Origin of the sequence: Nocardia sp. NBC_01009 (assembly GCF_045208035.1) — a bacterium.
In the GTDB taxonomy this organism is placed as follows: Bacteria; Actinomycetota; Actinomycetes; order Mycobacteriales; family Mycobacteriaceae; genus Nocardia.
Window position 1 is genome coordinate 4,393,900 of sequence record NZ_CP108695.1, and the last position, 18,071, is coordinate 4,411,970.

The 18,071-nt window shown below is 65.8% G+C and carries 16 protein-coding genes and 1 pseudogene; 9 read left to right on the plus strand and 8 right to left on the minus strand.

The features are described from left to right. The first annotated feature begins 9 nt into the window (after nt 1-9). On the plus strand, nt 10-1,545 hold the full coding sequence (locus OHA42_RS19645) for a DHA2 family efflux MFS transporter permease subunit (RefSeq protein WP_406229345.1): 1,536 nt from the start codon (nt 10-12) through the stop codon (nt 1,543-1,545). 81 nt (nt 1,546-1,626) lie between these two features. Here the strand turns inward: OHA42_RS19645 and OHA42_RS19650 are convergent, their stop codons facing one another. Beyond that, complete coding sequence (locus OHA42_RS19650; RefSeq protein WP_328399550.1) at nt 1,627-2,058, minus strand: SRPBCC family protein; 432 nt, start codon at nt 2,056-2,058, stop codon at nt 1,627-1,629. Nucleotides 2,059-2,505: 447 nt separating this feature from the next. Here OHA42_RS19650 and OHA42_RS19655 point away from each other — a divergent pair, with 447 nt between their 5' ends. The 5 genes from OHA42_RS19655 to OHA42_RS19675 all read left to right on the plus strand — a co-directional run bounded on the left by OHA42_RS19655 (nt 2,506) and on the right by OHA42_RS19675 (nt 6,385). Beyond that, nucleotides 2,506-3,963, plus strand: coding sequence for an ATP-binding protein (locus OHA42_RS19655; RefSeq protein ID WP_406229346.1), 1,458 nt, complete (start codon nt 2,506-2,508; stop codon nt 3,961-3,963). Beyond that, entirely contained in the window at nt 3,963-4,397 is a 435-nt protein-coding gene (locus OHA42_RS19660) for a roadblock/LC7 domain-containing protein (protein ID WP_406229347.1), read from the plus strand. Before OHA42_RS19655 ends, OHA42_RS19660 begins: the two co-directional genes overlap by 1 nt. A gap of 34 nt (nt 4,398-4,431) precedes the next feature. Next, the gene (locus OHA42_RS19665) at nt 4,432-4,782 is read left to right on the plus strand and encodes a DUF742 domain-containing protein (RefSeq protein WP_328399557.1); all 351 of its coding nucleotides are present in this window, start codon (nt 4,432-4,434) and stop codon (nt 4,780-4,782) included. Further along, nucleotides 4,757-5,362, plus strand: coding sequence for a GTP-binding protein (locus OHA42_RS19670; RefSeq protein WP_406229348.1), 606 nt, complete (start codon nt 4,757-4,759; stop codon nt 5,360-5,362). Before OHA42_RS19665 ends, OHA42_RS19670 begins: the two co-directional genes overlap by 26 nt. Nucleotides 5,363-5,521: 159 nt before the next feature. Next, nucleotides 5,522-6,385, plus strand: a complete 864-nt coding sequence (locus OHA42_RS19675) for an LLM class F420-dependent oxidoreductase (RefSeq protein ID WP_406229349.1) — start codon at nt 5,522-5,524, stop codon at nt 6,383-6,385. A 51-nt stretch (nt 6,386-6,436) separates the two neighbouring features. Here OHA42_RS19675 and OHA42_RS19680 read toward each other — a convergent pair whose 3' ends face one another. The 4 genes and pseudogenes from OHA42_RS19680 to OHA42_RS19695 all read right to left on the minus strand — a co-directional run. After that, complete coding sequence (locus tag OHA42_RS19680) at nt 6,437-7,867, minus strand: amidase (protein ID WP_406229350.1); 1,431 nt, start codon at nt 7,865-7,867, stop codon at nt 6,437-6,439. A 160-nt stretch (nt 7,868-8,027) separates the two neighbouring features. After that, the gene (locus OHA42_RS19685; protein ID WP_406229351.1) at nt 8,028-8,246 is read right to left on the minus strand and encodes a hypothetical protein; all 219 of its coding nucleotides are present in this window, start codon (nt 8,244-8,246) and stop codon (nt 8,028-8,030) included. Between the two features lie 66 nt (nt 8,247-8,312). Next, nucleotides 8,313-8,792: a DUF4386 domain-containing protein gene (locus tag OHA42_RS19690; protein WP_406239473.1), complete on the minus strand. Its 480-nt coding sequence runs from the start codon at nt 8,790-8,792 to the stop codon at nt 8,313-8,315. A 61-nt stretch (nt 8,793-8,853) separates the two neighbouring features. After that, a pseudogene (locus OHA42_RS19695) lies at nt 8,854-9,159 on the minus strand (hypothetical protein); the annotation flags it as partial. Between OHA42_RS19695 and OHA42_RS19700 the strand changes: the two are divergent. Further along, the gene (locus OHA42_RS19700) at nt 9,126-9,821 is read left to right on the plus strand and encodes a TetR/AcrR family transcriptional regulator (RefSeq protein ID WP_406229352.1); all 696 of its coding nucleotides are present in this window, start codon (nt 9,126-9,128) and stop codon (nt 9,819-9,821) included. The pseudogene OHA42_RS19695 and the gene OHA42_RS19700 sit on opposite strands and share 34 nt — an antisense overlap. Nucleotides 9,822-9,881: 60 nt before the next feature. Here the strand turns inward: OHA42_RS19700 and OHA42_RS19705 are convergent, their stop codons facing one another. The 3 genes from OHA42_RS19705 to OHA42_RS19715 all read right to left on the minus strand — a co-directional run bounded on the left by OHA42_RS19705 (nt 9,882) and on the right by OHA42_RS19715 (nt 15,077). Next, complete coding sequence (locus OHA42_RS19705) at nt 9,882-11,009, minus strand: BTAD domain-containing putative transcriptional regulator (RefSeq protein WP_406239475.1); 1,128 nt, start codon at nt 11,007-11,009, stop codon at nt 9,882-9,884. A 203-nt stretch (nt 11,010-11,212) separates the two neighbouring features. Continuing rightward, a complete protein-coding gene (locus OHA42_RS19710; protein ID WP_406239477.1) occupies nt 11,213-13,054 on the minus strand; it encodes an alkyl/aryl-sulfatase in 1,842 nt (613 codons plus the stop codon). Nucleotides 13,055-13,493: 439 nt separating this feature from the next. Continuing rightward, nucleotides 13,494-15,077, minus strand: a complete 1,584-nt coding sequence (locus OHA42_RS19715) for an amino acid permease (protein ID WP_406229353.1) — start codon at nt 15,075-15,077, stop codon at nt 13,494-13,496. Between the two features lie 351 nt (nt 15,078-15,428). Between OHA42_RS19715 and OHA42_RS19720 the strand changes: the two genes are divergently transcribed. Further along, entirely contained in the window at nt 15,429-16,178 is a 750-nt protein-coding gene (locus OHA42_RS19720; RefSeq protein ID WP_406229354.1) for a ferritin-like domain-containing protein, read from the plus strand. Between the two features lie 322 nt (nt 16,179-16,500). After that, nucleotides 16,501-18,054, plus strand: coding sequence for a phytoene desaturase family protein (locus OHA42_RS19725; RefSeq protein ID WP_406229355.1), 1,554 nt, complete (start codon nt 16,501-16,503; stop codon nt 18,052-18,054). The last annotated feature ends 17 nt before the right edge of the window (nt 18,055-18,071 follow it).

Consider the following 18,071-nt stretch of genomic DNA (forward strand, 5'->3'; position numbering starts at 1 on the left):
GCTTAACCGGTGAACCATCCTCCGGATACTCAGGCGGGGTCGGACCCGTCGACCGACAAGCTGGACGCAGCGGTGTTCAAGGTGGCGGGCGTGGTCGTGCTCGGCGCGATCATGTCGATCCTCGACATCACCGTCGTGACCGTCGCGATCCCCACGTTCCAGCTCGAGTTCGAGACGAGCTACGCGATCGCGGCGTGGACGATGACGGGCTACACCCTCGCGCTGGCGACCGTCATTCCGCTCACCGGGTGGGCCGCGGACCGGTTCGGCACCAAACGTCTGTACATGATGGCGCTGACGTTCTTCGTGCTCGGATCGGTGCTGTGCAGCTTCGCCTGGAACATCGAGTCGCTCATCGCCTTCCGTGTGATCCAGGGCATCGGCGGCGGCATGCTGATGCCGCTGGGCATGACGATCATGACCCACGCCGCGGGCCCACAGCGGGTTGGTCGCGTGATGGCCGTGCTCGGCGTGCCGATGCTGCTCGGCCCGATCGGCGGCCCGATTCTCGGCGGCTGGCTGATCGACGCATTCAGCTGGCACTGGATCTTCTTGATCAACCTGCCGATCGGCATCATTGCGCTCGCCCTGGCATTCATCGTGTTCCCGTCGGACAAGCCGGAACCCTCGGAATCGTTCGACTTCCTCGGCATGCTGCTGGCCTCGCCTGGTCTTGCGCTGTTCCTGTTCGGTGTGTCATCGATTCCAGAACAGGGCACGATCGCCTCGGCGAGGGTGCTCGCGCCCGCGGCCGTCGGTCTGGTCCTCATGGTCGCGTTCGTCTTCCACGCTCTGCGCACCGAGCACCCATTGATCGATCTGCACCTGTTCCGCAACCGGTCGCTGACCTTCGCGGTCCTCACGATGGTGCTGTTCGCGATCGCCTTCTTCGGTGCCGGACTGCTGCTGCCGAGTTACCTGCAGCAGGTCCGCGGTGAATCCGCGCTGGCCGCCGGATTGCTGATTGCGCCACAAGGCCTCGGCGCCATGCTGACGATGCCGATCGCGGGCCGCTTCGTCGACAAGATCGGTCCGGGCAAGATCGTGCTCGTCGGTATCACGTTGATCACGATCGGCACCTCGTTCTTCACCCAGCTGCAGGCGGACACCTCCTACATCGCGATGTGCGGCGCGCTGTTCGTGATGGGCCTCGGCATGGGCTGCACGATGATGCCGATCATGACCGCGGCGATCCAGACGCTGACCCACCAGCAGGTCGCCCGCGGCTCGACCCTGATGAATATCATCAACCAGACCGCGGGCTCGATCGGTACCGCGACCATGTCGGTGGTGCTGACGAACCTGTTGAAGGACCAGCAGTTCGCCGGGCCCGCGATCGCTTCCAACTCCAATCCCGCTATCGCAGGTCAGCTTCCGCCGGGTGCGATCGAAGCGGGGCTGAAGCAGGCTGCCGAGGCATTCAGCCACACCTACATCGTTGCGCTGGTGCTCATCGTGCTGACTCTGGTCCCGGCATTCTTCCTGCCGCGCACGAAGCCGAAGAATCCGGAGGTCGCCGACGCACCGGCGGCCCTGGTGCACTGACCACGCGCCACCTGACTGCGATGCGGCCGGGCATCGGTGTTCCCACACCGATGCCCGGCCGTTCGACTGTTCGGCAGTCGCCTACGCGTACAGCGCGACGAAGCGTTCGAGGGAGCGTTCGATGTCACCCTTGAGCGCGCGGGCGACGCCGGAGCCGATGGGGCCGAACAGGGGCGGCCCGCCGAGATCGATGGAGACGGTGACCGCGGAACCCGCGCCCTTAGCGGCCACGAGCATTTCGAGGCCGAACTTGGTGCCACCCTTGCCGGCTCCGGTCAGCGCCAGCCGGCGCGGTGGCTCGGCGGCCTGCACTGTCCAGGTCACCCGGTTGCGCAACCCTTTCGCCGAGGCGACACCGACGAGCTTCGTGCCCACCGTGAGCTCGCTGGGAACCTCGCTGCGCCACGCTTCGTGCATGGTGAGCCACTTGTCCAGCTCGGTGAGGTTGGAGGTGTGCGACCACGCCTGTTCCGGGGAGATCGGCACGTCGACGGAGACCTTCAGCTTTGCCATTCGGGCATGGTATCCGGTACCCGCGGTTCTGTAGCAACCTGCTCGACCGGGGTCGTCGAGGGCGTGCCGCGACCGTGTGGCGAAGGGAGAAAGGGCCTGGCGACAGCCCGATCCGACACTGCATCGTGTGAGATGCACTCCGCTGCACCGAAGCTCGTTCCCACGCATGAACTCGTATCAGGAGAGACTTCCTGGCAATGCTGCTAATGTGACCGAGTCGTCGGGGTAAATGCTTGTGCGCCTCCGCTTGCCATTCCAGGCGCTGGCCTCCGACGCGGACCTGATCCGACCAGGGTTGCTCATGGTCGGCGTCGCGAGGAAGGCGAGACGAAGCGCTGTGGCAGAAGCCTGTGGCACCCAATGGAACCGCACAGAAGTCTCGACACAGACCGTGACGTGGCCCGGCTTGTCCGGTGAGCCTAGAGCCCGAAAACGACGAGAGAACTGATGAATCAAGATATCGCCGTGGTGCTTTCATGGATCCTCGCCCCCGCGCTGGTGCTTGCCGTGGCGGCGGCGTTGTACTTGGCGCAATCCGCCAGGCAGCAGCGGGCTCGCGCCGCCGCGCTGGCCCGGGAACATGAGGCACTGACACAGCAGAACCGAGTGCTCGAAGAAGCAGTCGAGCACCTTGCCGTCACCACAATGCCTTCGGTGTCCGACGCGGTCCGCCGCGGTGAGGTCGCCACGCCCTCGATCGAAGTGCCTGCGGGCATGGAGAATTCGCGGTTCGCGCAGCTGCTGCGGTGGATTGCCGAGCGCTACGCCGACGAGCTGAGACTCCTGCAGATCGAGACAAGGGAGTCCGTCAACCGCGAGGCCGAGGAGCAGGCGAAGACGGCGGTCAAGACCGCGCAGGAGTCGGCGCGAGCCGAAGTCGAGTCGTCCTCGCGGGCGGCGACCAGCGCAGCGGTGCGGTCCTTCGGCACCTCGGTGGTCAGCCTCGGTGCGGACGTCAGCCAGGTGGTCAGCGCCGCGCTGCGCGAACACCGTGACGACGAGGTCTACGCGACCCTCACCCGCATCGACCACACCGTTCAGCAGATGCTGCGCCAGGCGCAGTCGTATGTGATCGTGTGTGGTGGCCTGCCGGGCCGTCGCTGGCCTGCGCAGTCGCTCACCGACGTCGTCGGCGGCGCGACCGGTCGTGTGCGCGACTACCTGCGTGTGCGACCCACCCAGCTCGATCGCATCGTCATCAGCCGCGCGGTGGAACCGCTCGTGCACACGCTTGCCACGTTGCTGGACAATGCGCTGCGTTATTCGCCGCCGACGTCGTACGTCGACGTCAGCTTCCAGGAAGGTCATCACGGCGTCACCGTCATCGTCGATGATGCGGGCGTGCGGATGAACCCCGAGCAAATGGAAGAAGCGCGGCAGGTGCTCGCCCATGAGCGCCCGGTCGACATCCACCAGCTCGGCCCGTCGCCGAAGGTCGGTTTCCCCGGCATCGCGGCGTTGGCCCGCCGTTACGGATTCACCGTCTACATCGATGGCCCCAACGTGTACGGCGGTATGCGCGCGATGGTGTACATCCCCGAAGCGCTGCTGGTCGCACCACAACCCGGCAAAGGCGGTGTTGCCGCCGTCGCTCCTGCTGCTGCTCCAGCGGAGCCATTACCGGTACCGGTTGCGGTCGGCGCGCACGAACGGTCGGACGAGGAGCAGGCGTTTTCTGTGCATGACATCACCAGTGGCGGCCTACCCAAGCGGCGTCGCCGAACCACGGCACCGGCTGCGGCTCCCGTAGGCGCGGCGCGCTCCGACACCGAACCCGGACTTGCTCGACCCGATGTCGCGGCAGCCTGGCAAAGCGGTTCCAAGACTGGCCGCGCTGCCGCAACCGACAGCCTGCCGATCGCCAACAACACCCCATCCGACCACACCGAAGGGATGACATCCTGATGGGCACACCGATTACAGCGGGGGCCGACAGCGCGAACAAACTGGGCTGGCTACTCGAGGATCTGAATGCCCCGGGTGTCCGATTCGCCGTACTGCTGTCCGATGACGGCCTGCGGATCGCACACTCCGGTGGAGTGTCCAAAGACGATGCGGAACGTTTCGCGGCCGCGGCGTCGGGTCTGCGATCGCTCGGCAAGGCGCTGGGCGAGTTCTGCGGCGGCATGGACAACGGCGTGCGGCAGAACATGACCGAGTACGACCAGGGGATGATCCTCATCACCGCGGCCGGTGAGGGCGCGCTACTCGGCGTTGCCACCAACACCGACGCCGATGTCGGCTTAGTCGTGCACCGCATGAACGAGCTTGCCGGGCGGGTCGGGCGCGAGCTCGGCAGCCAGCCACGTGGGAGGGCTGATAGCGGCGGATTGCCGTGAGTGTCACGCAGTCGAGCGCTGAAATGGCGCAGTCATGAGTGGGTCGCGGCGGGATCCCGATCTGGTCCGTGCGTATGTGCGGACCGGGGGACGAACGCGGCCGAGTCGTGAATTGGACTTGGTGACTTTGGTGTTGGTTGCCAAGGACCCGACACCGGGCGTCAGTCCTGACGCCCGGCAAGTGCTGAACCTGTGTAGCCGTCGCAGTGCGCTTTCGGTGGCCGAGATCGCGGCCTATCTCGATCTGCCGCCGTCTGTAGTGAAGATCGTCGTGGCCGATCTGCTCGACAGCGAATACCTCGTCATGCCCCGACCGGCCGCTGTCGTGCCGGAAATCTCTTTGCTCGAGGAGGTACTCAATGGACTCCGTGCTCTCCCGGCCTGAGGGCGATGTCGACTATGTTCCCGACACGGTAACCAGGTCGGTAAAGCTACTGGTCGCAGGGAATTTCGGTGTCGGCAAAACCACCTTCGTGAACAGCCTCTCCGAGATCAAGCCGCTGCGCACCGAAGAGACGATCACCGAGGCAAGTGTCGGCGTCGACGATATGGCGGGGCTGCCGGGAAAAACGCAGACCACCGTCGCCATGGACTTCGGCCGCATCACGCTGAATCCCGAACTCGCGCTGTACCTTTTCGGGACACCGGGCCAGAAACGCTTCGTCCCACTGTGGGAAGAGCTGGCGCGCGGTGCGCTCGGTGCGCTGGTGCTGGTCGACACCCGGCGCATCGAGAAGGCCGACGAGGTGCTTTCGGTGCTCGAGGAACGCGGTGTGCCGTATTCGGTAGCGGTCAACCAGTTCGAGGGCGCTAAACGCTACCCCCTCGAGGAGATCCGGGACGCGCTCGATCTCGCGACAGGCACCCCCCTGACGTCACTCGACGCGCGTAACCGGAGCACGTGTCTGCGGTCCATGATCACGCTCGTCGAATTCCTGTTCCACCGTCAGGAGTCACGTAGGTAAACACGCCCGTGTTCGGATCCTGTCCGGTACCGCACGGTTCGCCAGAGTTCGCGCACGCCTGAATTGCGGCCCCTCTGACTTCTTGGTCAGAGGGGCTTCGTCATGTGACAAGGTCTTCAAGGACCGAACTGTTGACGCGTCTGCACACAGAGGAGACGAATGGAACTCGGACTGCATTACTGGAACTATTCGCATCCGGCGGAGCCGAGGCTGATCGCCAACACGCTCGCCGAGACCGCGCGGATTGCCGAGCAGGGCGGCTTCGCGCAATTCACGGTGATGGACCACTACCTTCAGATGGAGCACCGGGCGACCGCGGACGAGCCGATGCTCGAGGGGTACACGACCCTGGGGTATGTCGCAGCGGTCACCGAGCGCATGCGGTTGGGGCTCTTGGTGACCGGCGTGATGTACCGCTACCCCGGATTGCTGGCAAAGATCGTGACCACGCTGGACGTATTGTCGGGTGGTCGCGCACAGCTGGGAATCGGTGCGTCCTGGTACGAGCGCGAACAGCTCGCGCTCGGAGTGCCGGTGGTCCCGATGGCGGAGCGGTTCGAACGGCTCGAGGAGACGCTGCAGATCTGTCTGCAGATGTGGAGCGACAACAACGGGCCGTTCGACGGCGAGCACTATCAACTCGCCGAAACCCTCTGTGTCCCTGCGCCGTTGAGGAGCCCGAGGCCGCCGATCCTCATCGGCGGCGGCGGCGAGCGGAAAACCCTCCTGCTGGTGGCGCGCTACGCGGATGCCTGCAACCTTTTCGCCTCCGACCTCGAGGAGGTGACACGCAAGCTCGATATCCTGCGGGCGCATTGCGAGGCGGAGGGGCGCGACTACGAGAGTATTCGCAAGACCGCGGTGTACATCGAGCCGGTTCTCGACAGCCCCGACGCCTTCCTGGAAGCGGCCGAGCAGCTCGCGGCGTTGGGCATCGAGCAACTCGACATCATGCCCGATCGGAACCCGATCGAATTCACCGAGCAGGTTGCCGGACTGGTGCCACGGGTCGATTCGATCTGATCTAGTCCTCCCGTGGAACGAAGGTCGTGTTCGACCGCCCGGCGCCCGGCGTCACGGCACAATCGGTTCGATGTCGGGTCGTCGGTCGGCCCACGGGCGGGCTTGTTCGAGTTGGGTGGCTACGCGCAGGATGCCGCGTTCGTCGTAGGGGCGGGCAATGATTTGGGCGCTGAGAGGTAGTCCGGTGCTCGACCAGCCTGCGGGGATGGAGGCGGCCGGGTTGCCGCAGACATTCCAGATGGCGGTGTAGCTGGTCATCGGGACGCTGCGTTGTAGCGCGCGCAGGACTCCGGCGCCGTCGAGCCTGCCGATGGGCGCGGGCAGGTGCGGCATGGTCAGGGTCAGCAACAGGTCGTAGGTGTCGAAGATCTGATTGATGGTCGCGGCGAGCTGTTCACCGCGGTGTTCGGCCCAGCGCAGGACCGGTTGCGGTGCGAGGACGCGGGCGATGGCCGAGACCGTGCGGGTGCGTCGTTCGAGCAGGTCCGGGCGATCGACCCGGACGGCCTCCTCACGGACTCCACCGAGGAACTGGGGGAAGAATGCTGATGTCACATCGGGGTAATGCGGGTCGAAATCCTCGACGTGATGGCCGAGCTCGGCCAGCGCCTCCGCGGTCGAGCGCACTGCCGCAACGCATTCCGGGTCAGGCCGGATACCCGGCACGGCGGAGCGCAGCGACACCGCGATTCGCAGCGGGGTCGCCGGACCGATCGCGGCGAAGCTGAGGTCGGGAGCCTGCCAGCGGTCGCCCGCGCCGCTGCCGCTGATGATGTCGTAGAGCAGTGCGCTGTCGGCGACCGTTCTGGTGAGCACCCCCAGGGTGCCCAGTGCCCGCCACAGGTCGCGGTGCGGCGCCGTACTGACCCGTCCCCGCTGCGGTTTCAGCCCGAACAGGCCGCAATACGCCGCGGGTATCCGGATCGAGCCGCCGCCGTCACCGCCGGTGGCGGCCGCGACAATGCCCGCGGCGACGGCGGCCGCGGAGCCGCCGCTGGAGCCACCGGTCGTGCGCGTCGGATCCCACGGGTTGCGGGTGTAGCCGTGCGCCGCCGACTCGGTGAACGGCCAGGTGCCGAACTCCGTCAACGCGGTCTTGCCGACGATGATTGCACCGGCGGCCCGCAGCCGGCGCACGATCTCGGAGTCGGCCGCGGCGGGTGTCGTCATGGATGCGCCGCCGAAAGTCGTTGGGACGCCTGCGACATCGACTTCGTCCTTGATCGCCATCGGCACGCCGTGCAGCGGCCCGAGCTGATCACCACGCGCCTGCTGTGCGTCGAGGGCTTCGGCCTGTGCCAGCGACTGATCGCCGAGAACCCTGATGAACGCATTGAGCCGCGGCTCGAGCCGCTCGATCCTGGCGAGGGTCTGTCGCGTCAGCTCGACCGCCGACACTCGACCCGAGCGGATCGCCTCGGCCTGCGCGGCGACCCCGGTGAAGGCGAGTCCTTCGGTGCGGGCGCTCGTATCCTCGCTCATCACGTTCCTCTCGGTCCCGCACACCGAGCGCGACAGAGGTCGCACCGGCGCGACTGGCTGGACGAATGTTCAGGTGCCTGAGTACACGCCGACTCGCCGAAGGTGTCAACCAGGGCGGCAGTACGGCGGCGTTATGTCCCCGGTCCGGTTGTTGAGCAGCTCAACCCTCGCTGCTGTCGCGATCGCCGATGAAACGAAGCACGGCCGCGTCGGCGGTGGTGAGGCGATCGACCTCCGTGCCGCCGGTGCAATCGTAAAGGCCGACCGTCACCCTGCCGGATCGTCGGCCGATCACCCGCCACACCGCGCCGGACTCCTGCCAGTGGCGCAGGATCGCCACCAGATCCGGCGGTGTGCTGTCACTTGTTCGGTCGGGCATGGGCGCTGTTCCTTCGGAGACCTCTCTCGGCATCAGGCTACGGCGCACCCTGTCGGCTGGTACGGCTCAGTCGGCCGATGGTGCGGTCTGCGGTTGCGCTGACGAGGAATCGTGCGACGGCTCGAATCCCTTGACGATCAGATACCCGGCGAGACCGACCTCCCATGCGAAGACCGGGAGCGCCGCGGCCGTGCCCCAAGCGGAGATCTGCTCGTAGCGGCCGAACATGACGGCCGTCGCCGATGCGCAGATGAGCGCGCCGCCAGCGAGACCGAGCATGGCGAGCAAGCGCGGCACGAGCCGGGATCGGTACACGAGAGTGGCGAGCAGCAGACTGTTGACTCCCAGGATGACGTTGGGGCCGAGCAGGAAAGTCCAATCATGGATGGCGACAAGGGTTTTGCCGACGGTCGCCAGTGCGGTGTCGTCGGGGCGGCCGGTTCCCGTGAGGTCCTGTCGCAAGGTCACCACAGACAGCACACTGATGATGCCGACGGTGATGACAGCGGCTTCCAGCAGACGGCCGCACACGTAGCCGAGGGCCACGCTGTGGGTTGTGCCGTGCCAGGACGGGATACAGCGTGACCGCGGTTCCGATGACGGCGACAACAAGGATGAGCTCGGCGAGCCCGCCCATCAGCACGCGACCGTCGGCGCCCGCGCCGACGATGTAGTTCGTATCGTGCAGGACCGGTTGGTACAGCGCAAGTCCTGCCATGGCGGTGACCTCTGTGATCAGGAATAACACGCCTGCGGTCACTGCCGCCGTCCTTGTCGAGCTCATCTGCACTCCTCCATCGCGACCGAGGTGTACGACGTACACCCGGATGTTCGGAAATGCTAGGTGTACGATGTACACCTCGTCAAGAGGAGGATCGGTTGGCCGACAAGACGCAAGCGCGCCGCACCCCATTGAGCAGAGACCGGGTGCTGCGCGCCGCGGTCGCGCTCGCCGACGACGCCGGCATCGACTCCCTCAGCATGCGCACGCTCGCGCAAGAACTCGGCGTGGTGCCGATGGCGCTGTACAAGCACGTCAGCAACAAAGAGGAACTGCTCGGCGGCATGGTCGACGTCATCGTCGGGGAGATCGGTTCGCCGGAACCGGCCGTCGATTGGAAGTCCGCGGTCCGGCAGCGAATTCTCGCGGCGCGGCGCGCGCTCCTGCGGCACTCGTGGGCGTCGCGCGTGATCGAGTCGCGCGCGACGCCGACGCCGACGGTGATGGCGTACCTGGATTCGATGATCGGGATGTTCCTGGCGGGCGGGCTTTCGGTCGACCTCACCCACCACGTGATGCACGCGCTGGGAAGCCGCATATTCGGTTTCAGCCAGGAACTGTTCGACGCTCCCCAGGACCTCGATCCGCAGCGGCCCGCGCTCGGTGAAATGACGACCCGCTACCCCCACATCATGCAGATCGCGAGCGCGAATCACGACCGGCACTCCGTCGTAGGCACCGGTTGCGACGACCAGTTCGAGTTCGAATTCGCACTCGATCTGCTGCTGGACGGATTCGAACGACTGTGGCGGCAGGACTGGAGCTCCACCGGCCATCGAGCGGATCACCTTTGACGAATCCCGGATGGACGCAGCCGATCAGGTTCTAAAGAAACACCGATGGCTCGGCTGCACTCACGGCGGTGGCGGGTCGAGGGGGACCAGCATGAAGAGCAGGTCGGTGTCGCCGATACGGACGATGGAGCCGTCGGCGAGCGGGACGCTGTCCATCACTTGGACTCCGTCGACATAGACACCGTTGGAGGACATCTGGTCCCTGATGACGTGCGCCGGGCCGTTGCTGACGATCACCGCATGGTGGCGACTGACCTTCGCGCTCTCGAGCACGATGTCGTTGTGCCGCAACCGTCCGATCCGGGTGAACGGGCCGTTGACCTGGTATCGACGCCCGCTCGGATCGCGCAGAAACGCCTGGTGTTCGTGCGAGTCCCGGTCGATGATCGTGGTCGCACGGAAGACGGCGGCGGCCGCGACTGGGCGGGCGTCGAGCGGCTCCTGCCGCACTATGCGCGCCTCCAGCTCACGGAGGGTCAGGCCGGGATCGATGCCGAGTTCCTCGGCGAGTCGCGCCCGTAGCCGCCGCACCGCCTCGAGGGCGTCCGACTGCTTGCCGCTCAGATATAGCGCCGTAATCAGCTTCTCCCACAACGGTTCTCGCAACGGGTAGGAGTCTACGAGTAGCGTCAGCCCGGAGACGACCGTGTCCGCATGGCCCTGTGCGATATCGGCCTCGGCGCGCGCCTCGATGACGCCGATCCGCTCGTCGTCGAGGGCGGCGGCATAGGTGTCGGCGAATCCGAGCCCACGCAGGTCCGCAAGGACGGGCCCACGCCATTGCCCGAGTGCGTCGGTCATGAATTCGCTTGCCGCAGCGAAACTCCCGGCGGCCAGCGCCCGTCGCCCCGACTCGCGCAGCGCATGAAATCGGTACACGTCAACGGCATCCTCGCTCACCGTGACCCGATAGCCCGCCCCGACCTGCGCGAGCAACGGCCGTGCATCGAGGCCGGCATCTTGTATCGGCTTCCGCAGATTCGACACGATGGCATGCAGGCTCACCCGCACATCCGGCGGCGGATTGCCCTCCCACACCGCCTCGGTCAGCGCCTCCACCGACACCTGCCGGTTGGCGTTGAGCACCAGATACGCCAATACCGCCCGCTGCTTCGGCCCGCCCAAATTCTGGGCCACGCCATCGATCCGCAGCTCCACCGGACCGAGCACGCCGAATTGCGCCCGCATTTCGTCCACCGCCGAATACCTCCTGACCTGTCGCCGACGCAGGCGGCGGCCGACTCATGGCGACCCGGCGCGGCGCTGTCGCCGACGCCCTCAGTCTTCCTTGATCCGAAGGTATTTCGCATGTTGTCGATCAAAATGGAGCGTTCGCGCATCGGTAGGCGCGCCGTCGTCTGGACCGCAACGGCTCGGGCGGCCGCACGGATCTACGGGGTGACGATCGCGAAGTTCGGGTTGGGCTTGTCGAACAATCCGGACAACTGCTTCAGCGCGGCGATATTGCCCTCGATGGTGATGTCGCCCTTCATCACTGCCTCTTGCATGCTCGCGCCCGCGAGCATGGTCTTGGCGAACGCGCCCCTGGTCAGGGTGACGGTCGTGTCCGGTGCGGGCAGATTGTCCCCGGCGGTGCGTGGGTAGTGGATGAGGACACCGTTGCGCAATTCGGTGCGTTGCACGCGGTTGTCGGCGTCGCGGAAGCGCCAGTCGGCGACGAGGGCGATATCCCAGGCCTTCGGCCCGTCGAGGAACAGGGAGATGGCGTCGAAGGCCTGGTCCACGGTGAGTGCCGACAGCATCCCTTGCGCATTGGCCTTGGTCGGGGTGCCGAAGGGGCCGTTGCGTAGCTCGTAGGCGCCGCTGAGGTAGAAGTTGCGCCAGGTGCCGTTCTCGGCGCCGTACGCGAGTTGCTCGAAGGCGCTGGCCTGCAGGTGCTTTGCCTTGGTGTTGTCGGGCTCGGCAAAGATCACGTAGTTCACCATCTGGGTGACCCAGCGGTAATCACCTGCGTCGTAAGCCTTTTGCGCCTTCTTCAACACTGCGTTCGCGCCGCCCATGGCCTCGACATGCCGTTTGGCCGATTCGACCGGCGGATGTTCCCACAAGTGTGCGGGATTGCCGTCGAACCAGCCCATGTACCGCTGATAGATCGCCTTGACGTTGTGACTCACCGAGCCGTAATAGCCATGGGTCGACCAGTTCCCGGCAATCGCGGGCGGCAGCTGGATCATCTCCGCGATCTCACTGCCGACGTAACCCTGATTCAGCAGTCGCAGCGTCTGATCGTTGAGATAGCCGTAGAGATCCCGTTGCAGCGATAGGAATTCCACGATCTTGTCGGTGCCCCACATCGGCCAGTGATGCGAGGAGAACACCACATCCGAGTTGCGCGCGTACAGGTTGATCGACTCGGTCAGGTACCGCGACCAGACGTGCGGGTCACGAACCAGCGCGCCGCGCAGTGTCAGGATGTTGTGCATGGTGTGCGTGGCGTTTTCGGCCATGCAGAGGATGCGGCGGTCGGGGAAGTAGAAGTTCATCTCCGACGGCGCCTCGGTGCCCGGCGTCATCTGAAACACCATGCGCACCCCGTCGATGGTCTCTTCCTGACCGGTGTGGGTGACGTCGACGGTCGGGTCGATGAGGGTGGTGGTTCCGATCGAGGTTGTCTGGCCGAGACCCGTTCCGACCTGCCCCTTGGGTCCGCGCGGCAGGGCGGCGCCGTACATGTAGGCGGCCCGCCGCGCCATCGCGGTGCCTGCGTAGATGTTCTCCGCCACCGCGTGTTCGAGAAAGCCCGACGGCGCGAGCACCGGGCAGCGTCCCCCGGCGACGTCTTCCTTGGTGGTGACGCCCATCGCGCCGCCGAAGTGGTCGACGTGTGCGTGCGAATAGATCAGGCCGGTGACGGGGCGATTTCCGCGATGGGCGCGATAAAGGGCGAGACCGGCCGCCGCAGTCTCGGTGGAGATCAGCGGGTCGATGACGACCACGCCGGTGTCGCCTTCGATCAGCGTCATATTGGACAGATCGAGGCCGCGGACCTGATAGAACCCGGGTGCGATCTCGTAGAGCCCTTGCTTGACGGTCAGTTGGGACTGTCGCCACAGGCTCGGATTCACCGACAGGGGACACGGATCACGCAGGAAGCTGTAGGAATCGTTGTCCCACACCACCTTTCCGGCGGCGTCCTTGACGACACCGGGCTCGAGCGCGGCGACGAAGCCGCGATCGGCATCGGCGAAGTCGGCGGTGTCGGAGAACGGCATGGTGGCCGAGACCTGCCGGTTCGCGTCGGCGATGTGTCCGGACGGGTCGGTGGGCGACGAGGAGGGGTGCACCTCGTCCGAGTCGCCGCACGCGGTCAGCCCGGCGCCGACTCCCGCCGCCGCGAGTGCCGCCGCGCCGACGCCGAACACTCCACGTCGGGATACGCGCGCTCCTGGCTTGCCGCCCGCGTTCCCGCGATCACCGTCGACCATTGCCGATCTCCTGTCTCGATCCGATTGGCTGCGAGCAACCGCATGCGAGATTGCTGCCTAGTAGCCCACCCTAGACGCTATTGCACTTGAACTGCAATATAGTGGGAGGTGTCGAGCGCGGAGTAGTCGGCGCACCGGTGCCGCGGTAGGGGTTGTGCACAAGGCCCGCCGCCCCGGTGTGTCCACTGCACCGCAGTGTCTGCCCGGGTCGGCGGGCCGAGTTGGGTCAGGCGGTGGCAGGTGCTTCGTCTTCGGAGACTCCGGCATGCGGCGGTGTGTCTTCCACTGTCCGCTTCGGCCCGGTGAACCAACGCCTGGCCGATACAAACCACCAGATCCCGATCGCGCCGACTACGCCGACGAGCGTAATCGGTGCGTAATTCACGGTGTTCCAGGTGAATTCGCTGTTCCACGGGTAGCCACGGTCATCGGTCGGCAGGATGAAGAGCAGGCTGATGAACACGATCCATACCAGTGCGACGACGCCGACCGGCCGATACCAGGGGCCGAGTTGCCAAGGACCGGTGCGGAATCTGCTGCCGTGCAACTGTCGCAACAGGATCGGGATGCCATAGGCGATATAGAGGCCGATGGTCGCGACGGAGGTGGCGGCGGCGTACGCGGTCGGCGCATTCGCCGCAGGCACCAGCATCGAGGGAATCAGCAGCACGAACGCGAAGAAGGAGATGAACAGCACCGCGTTCACCGGCACCTTCCGGGCCGAAAGTTTGCTCCAGAGCACCGATCCCGGCACCGCGCCGTCGCGTGAGAACGCGAAAAGCATGCGCGACGCGGAGGTCACCGAGGCGTATCCGCAGAACAATTGGGCGATTGCCGCGATGATCAGCAGTAGACCCGACCAGAATGGATTCAGCGAATTCTCCAGGATGTAGATCACCGGGTAGCCGCTGTTCTTTTCCGGATTCAGCGCGTCGTCGAGATTCGGTATCGCGAAGGTTACCGCCATGATCAGCAGGTAACCGGCGACGGCCGAGACGAGGATCGTGTTGATGATGCCCTTCGCTGCCGTGCGCGCCGCGTCGTGCGTTTCCTCCGACATGTGCGCCGAGGCGTCGTAACCGGTGAACGTGTATTGGGCGTGCAGCAAACCGAGCAGGAAGCTGAACGCCACCCCGCCGAAGCCGACCGCACTGTTGTCGACGGTTTCGGTGAACACGAACCCGACGCTCTGGTGGTGGCTCGCGCCGAACCCGAGCACGATGACGAAGATCGCCACCCCGCCGACATGCCACCACGCCGAGATGTTGTTGATCACCGCTGACAGATGCGGCCCGATCGCGTTCAGCACCGCGTGCAGCACCAGAATGGCGATGTAGACGAGGAAAATCGCGGTGCGATCGGTTCCGATGTCGATGCCGATGACATTCAGCACCGCGGTGGTGAAAATGGCTGCGCCGTAGTCGATGGCCGCGGTCACCGCGATCTGGCCGATCAGGTTGAACCAGCCGGTGAACCATCCCCACACCGGACCGCCGAGCTCCGAAGCCCACCAGTACAGGCCGCCGGAAGTCGGATAGGCGGAGGCCAACTCGGCCATGGCAAGTCCGACGAACAACACCATCACCGAGACCAGCGGCCAACCCCAGGCCATGGTGATCGGTCCACCGTTGGCCAGACCGATTCCGTAACTGGCCAATCCGCCCGTCAAGATCGAGACAATGGTGAAGCTGATGGCGAAGTTCGAGAATCCGGACCAGGATCGGGATAGTTCTTGTTTGTAACCGAGTTCGGCGAGCCTGCGTTCGTCGTCCGACGGTGTTGGGGATTGCGATGATTGGGCTTCGGTCATTTTTGCTCCCGGGTGAAAACGCTGCCCTCATACGGCGTTTGCCAGAAGATAAGTGTGAAGCGAACGCGGGTCAATCGCAGGAAAACATCGAAACCCGGCGGATTCGCGATCGACCCGCGCCTGTTACCTCTCGCCTTGTCTACCCAGGAGCGCGGACCGCCTTCACAGCGTCGGCGGTTGTGCGTGTCGCGCTTGCCTGCGGGCGACGGGCCGGTGGTCGGGTCTCCACAGGATCTCCACACTTCGGGCCGGTGATCTGCACAACCGGTTTCTAGGGTTTGTGGGCAGGAGGAGTCGGAGCCGGCCGAGCATCTTGCGCGGCGGGGGATCCGGACGGGTGCAGGAGATCTGATGGATAATTCGAATGAGTTCTTCGGGTGGACAAGGGAATTCGAGGCGAAGGCGGCTGCGCGGGCGGCCGCCGGCGATCCGGAGTGGGGGCGGGGAGCGTGGCTGGACCGGGAGGTGGTTGGCAGTGTTCAGCGGTTCCAGGTCGGTGAGAGCGGGGACGGTGCGAACCTCATCGGCAAAGCAGAACAGGCGGGCGATCCGGAGTATGCGGCTGCGGTGCGGCTGTTCATCGCCGAGGAATCGAATCATGCCCGCATGCTGCAACTGCTGCTGAGCGCTGCCGGTGAGCCGACGATTTCCGGCCATTGGAGCGACGCGGTGTTCGTGCGTCTGCGCCGCGCCCTCGGCCTGCGGCTGGAACTGCTGGTGCTCATGGTCGCCGAGGTCGTCGCGCTGCGTTTCTACCGTGCCCTTCGCGACGGCACAGAGGATCCGCTGACCACCCAGGTCGGTGGCTTGATCCTGGCCGACGAGCAGCGCCACGTCCCCTTCCACTGCCAGCGCCTACGCACTGCGTTCGCCACTCTCTCCCGCCCGACCCGCCAGGTCCTGCTCCTGATGTGGTGGGTGATGCTCACCGGCTCGACAATCGTCGTCGCCTACGACCACGGCCCGGCCCTACGTCGATTAGGAGTCACCAGAACCGGTTTCGTCCTCGACGTACTGACTCTGTTCAAAACCATCGCACCAACCGCCATTCCACCTCGGCCCCGACGCGCCACGAAAACTCTCCAGCCCAGCCCCTCCTAGCGGACGCGGGAGTCATGTGGCGCTCCGAGTGGTATGCGCTGGAGAGCCCACCCGGCGTGTCGGCGTGCAGCGGCCGCGTGCGATAGCGACCGCGACGGCGACCGGGACTGCGTGTGCGACCGTGACCGGGACCGCGTGTGCGACCGGGATCGCGACTGCGACTGCTGCTGCGACCGGGACCCCGACGGCGACCGCTACTGGACGGCGACGGCAGCTGGCTGTGGCTGCGGCTCCCTGACGTCAGGGTTCTTGTCCGGTGCGACTCACCGCCGTACTCGTGCATACCGGGACCGTGGTCCGCGATTCGTGGTATCGAGGACGGATGAAGCCGACCGGTTCCTTTTACGACGTGGTTGTCGTCGGTGGTGGTCACAACGGGTTGGTGGCCGCTGCCTACCTGGCGCGGGCGGGGCGGTCGGTGCTCGTGCTCGAGCGGCAGGCCTATACCGGTGGCGCAGCGGTATCGGCGCGGGTGTTCGCGGGTGTCGATGCGCGGGTGTCGCGGTATTCGTATCTGGTGAGTTTGTTGCCGCAGCAGATTGTGCGGGAGTTGGGATTGCGGTTTGCGACGCGGCGCAGGCGGATCTCTTCGTTCACGCCGGTGGGTGCAGGCGGGTTGTTGATCGACACCGGGTCGGCGGCTCGGACACGGGAGAGCTTCCAGCGGCTCACCGGGTCCGATCACGATTTCGAGGCATGGCAGCGGTTCTACGGACGGACGGGTGCGCTCGCACAACGCATGTTCCCGACGATGACCGAGCCGTTGCCCACCCGTGCGCAACTGCAAGACATCGTCGGCGACTCCGCCACCTGGTCGGCGTTGTTCGAGCGTCCGCTGGGGGAGACGATCGAGGCGGAGTTCGCCGACGACACGGTGCGGGGTGTCGTGCTCACCGATGGGCTCATCGGAACCTTCACGCACGCACACGATCCGGAGCTGCGCCAGAACCGCTGCTTCCTCTATCACGTGATCGGTGGCGGCACCGGCGACTGGGATGTGCCGATCGGCGGTATGGGCGCGCTCACCGACGCACTCGCCGTCGCCGCTCGTGCCGCAGGCGCCGAACTGGTCACCGACTGCGAAGTGACGGCCGTCGAAACCGATGACGTCACGACCGAAGTGCGCTTCCGCGACGGTGCAGTAGCAGCGGGCCATGTGCTGGTGAACGCGGCGCCGCACGAGCTGCGACGCCTGCTCGGCGAGCCCGATCAGCCGAAACCCGAAGGCTCCCAACTCAAAGTGAACATGGTCCTACGCCGGCTACCGCGGTTGCGTGATGCGGACACCGACCCGGGCGAGGCATTCGCCGGGACCTTCCATATCGCCGAATCGTATACCCAACTGGACCACGCCTATCGGGAAGCGGCCCGTGGGCACATCCCCTCCGCGCCACCGTCGGAGATCTATTGCCACACCTTGACCGACCCCTCGATCCTCGCGCCGGATGCCGCCGGTCTGCACACGCTGACCCTGTTCGGGTTGCACACGCCTGCCAGGCTTTTCGACACCGACCCCGAGGCGGCGAAGGCCGCAGCGGTGCAGGCCACTCTCGCACAACTGGATGCGGTACTCGCCGAGCCGATCTCCGATTGTCTCGCCCTCGACGAGCACGGTTCCCCGTGCATCGAGGCGAAATCCCCACTCGACCTGGAACACGAGATCGGCCTACCCGGCGGCCACATTTTCCACCGAGATCTGACCTTCCCGTACCGAGCCGACGACGCGGACGACGATCCCGCTACCCGCTGGGGCGTGTCGACCGGACACCGGACCGTATTCCTGTGCGGCGCAGGCGCAGTGCGCGGCGGCGGTGTCAGTGGCATCCCCGGCCACAACGCGGCCATGGCCGTACTCGAGTCGCCGGGAGACAACTGAACGACGAGTCCAGCCCG

Excerpts from the sequence above, each read along its gene's own strand:
- OHA42_RS19725 (WP_406229355.1), top strand. The coding sequence starts at position 16,501 with ATGAAGCCGACCGGTTCCTTTTACGACGTGGTTGTCGTCGGTGGTGGT.
- OHA42_RS19685 (WP_406229351.1), bottom strand. The coding sequence starts at position 8,246 with ATGCCCGACCGAACAAGTGACAGCACACCGCCGGATCTGGTGGCGATC.
- OHA42_RS19680 (WP_406229350.1), bottom strand. The coding sequence starts at position 7,867 with ATGAGCGAGGATACGAGCGCCCGCACCGAAGGACTCGCCTTCACCGGG.
- OHA42_RS19670 (WP_406229348.1), top strand. The coding sequence starts at position 4,757 with ATGGACTCCGTGCTCTCCCGGCCTGAGGGCGATGTCGACTATGTTCCC.
- OHA42_RS19660 (WP_406229347.1), top strand. The coding sequence starts at position 3,963 with ATGGGCACACCGATTACAGCGGGGGCCGACAGCGCGAACAAACTGGGC.
- OHA42_RS19675 (WP_406229349.1), top strand. The coding sequence starts at position 5,522 with ATGGAACTCGGACTGCATTACTGGAACTATTCGCATCCGGCGGAGCCG.
- OHA42_RS19715 (WP_406229353.1), bottom strand. The coding sequence starts at position 15,077 with ATGACCGAAGCCCAATCATCGCAATCCCCAACACCGTCGGACGACGAA.
- OHA42_RS19650 (WP_328399550.1), bottom strand. The coding sequence starts at position 2,058 with ATGGCAAAGCTGAAGGTCTCCGTCGACGTGCCGATCTCCCCGGAACAG.
- OHA42_RS19655 (WP_406229346.1), top strand. The coding sequence starts at position 2,506 with ATGAATCAAGATATCGCCGTGGTGCTTTCATGGATCCTCGCCCCCGCG.
- OHA42_RS19705 (WP_406239475.1), bottom strand. The coding sequence starts at position 11,009 with ATGCGGGCGCAATTCGGCGTGCTCGGTCCGGTGGAGCTGCGGATCGAT.
- OHA42_RS19720 (WP_406229354.1), top strand. The coding sequence starts at position 15,429 with ATGGATAATTCGAATGAGTTCTTCGGGTGGACAAGGGAATTCGAGGCG.
- OHA42_RS19710 (WP_406239477.1), bottom strand. The coding sequence starts at position 13,054 with ATGCCGTTCTCCGACACCGCCGACTTCGCCGATGCCGATCGCGGCTTC.
- OHA42_RS19665 (WP_328399557.1), top strand. The coding sequence starts at position 4,432 with ATGAGTGGGTCGCGGCGGGATCCCGATCTGGTCCGTGCGTATGTGCGG.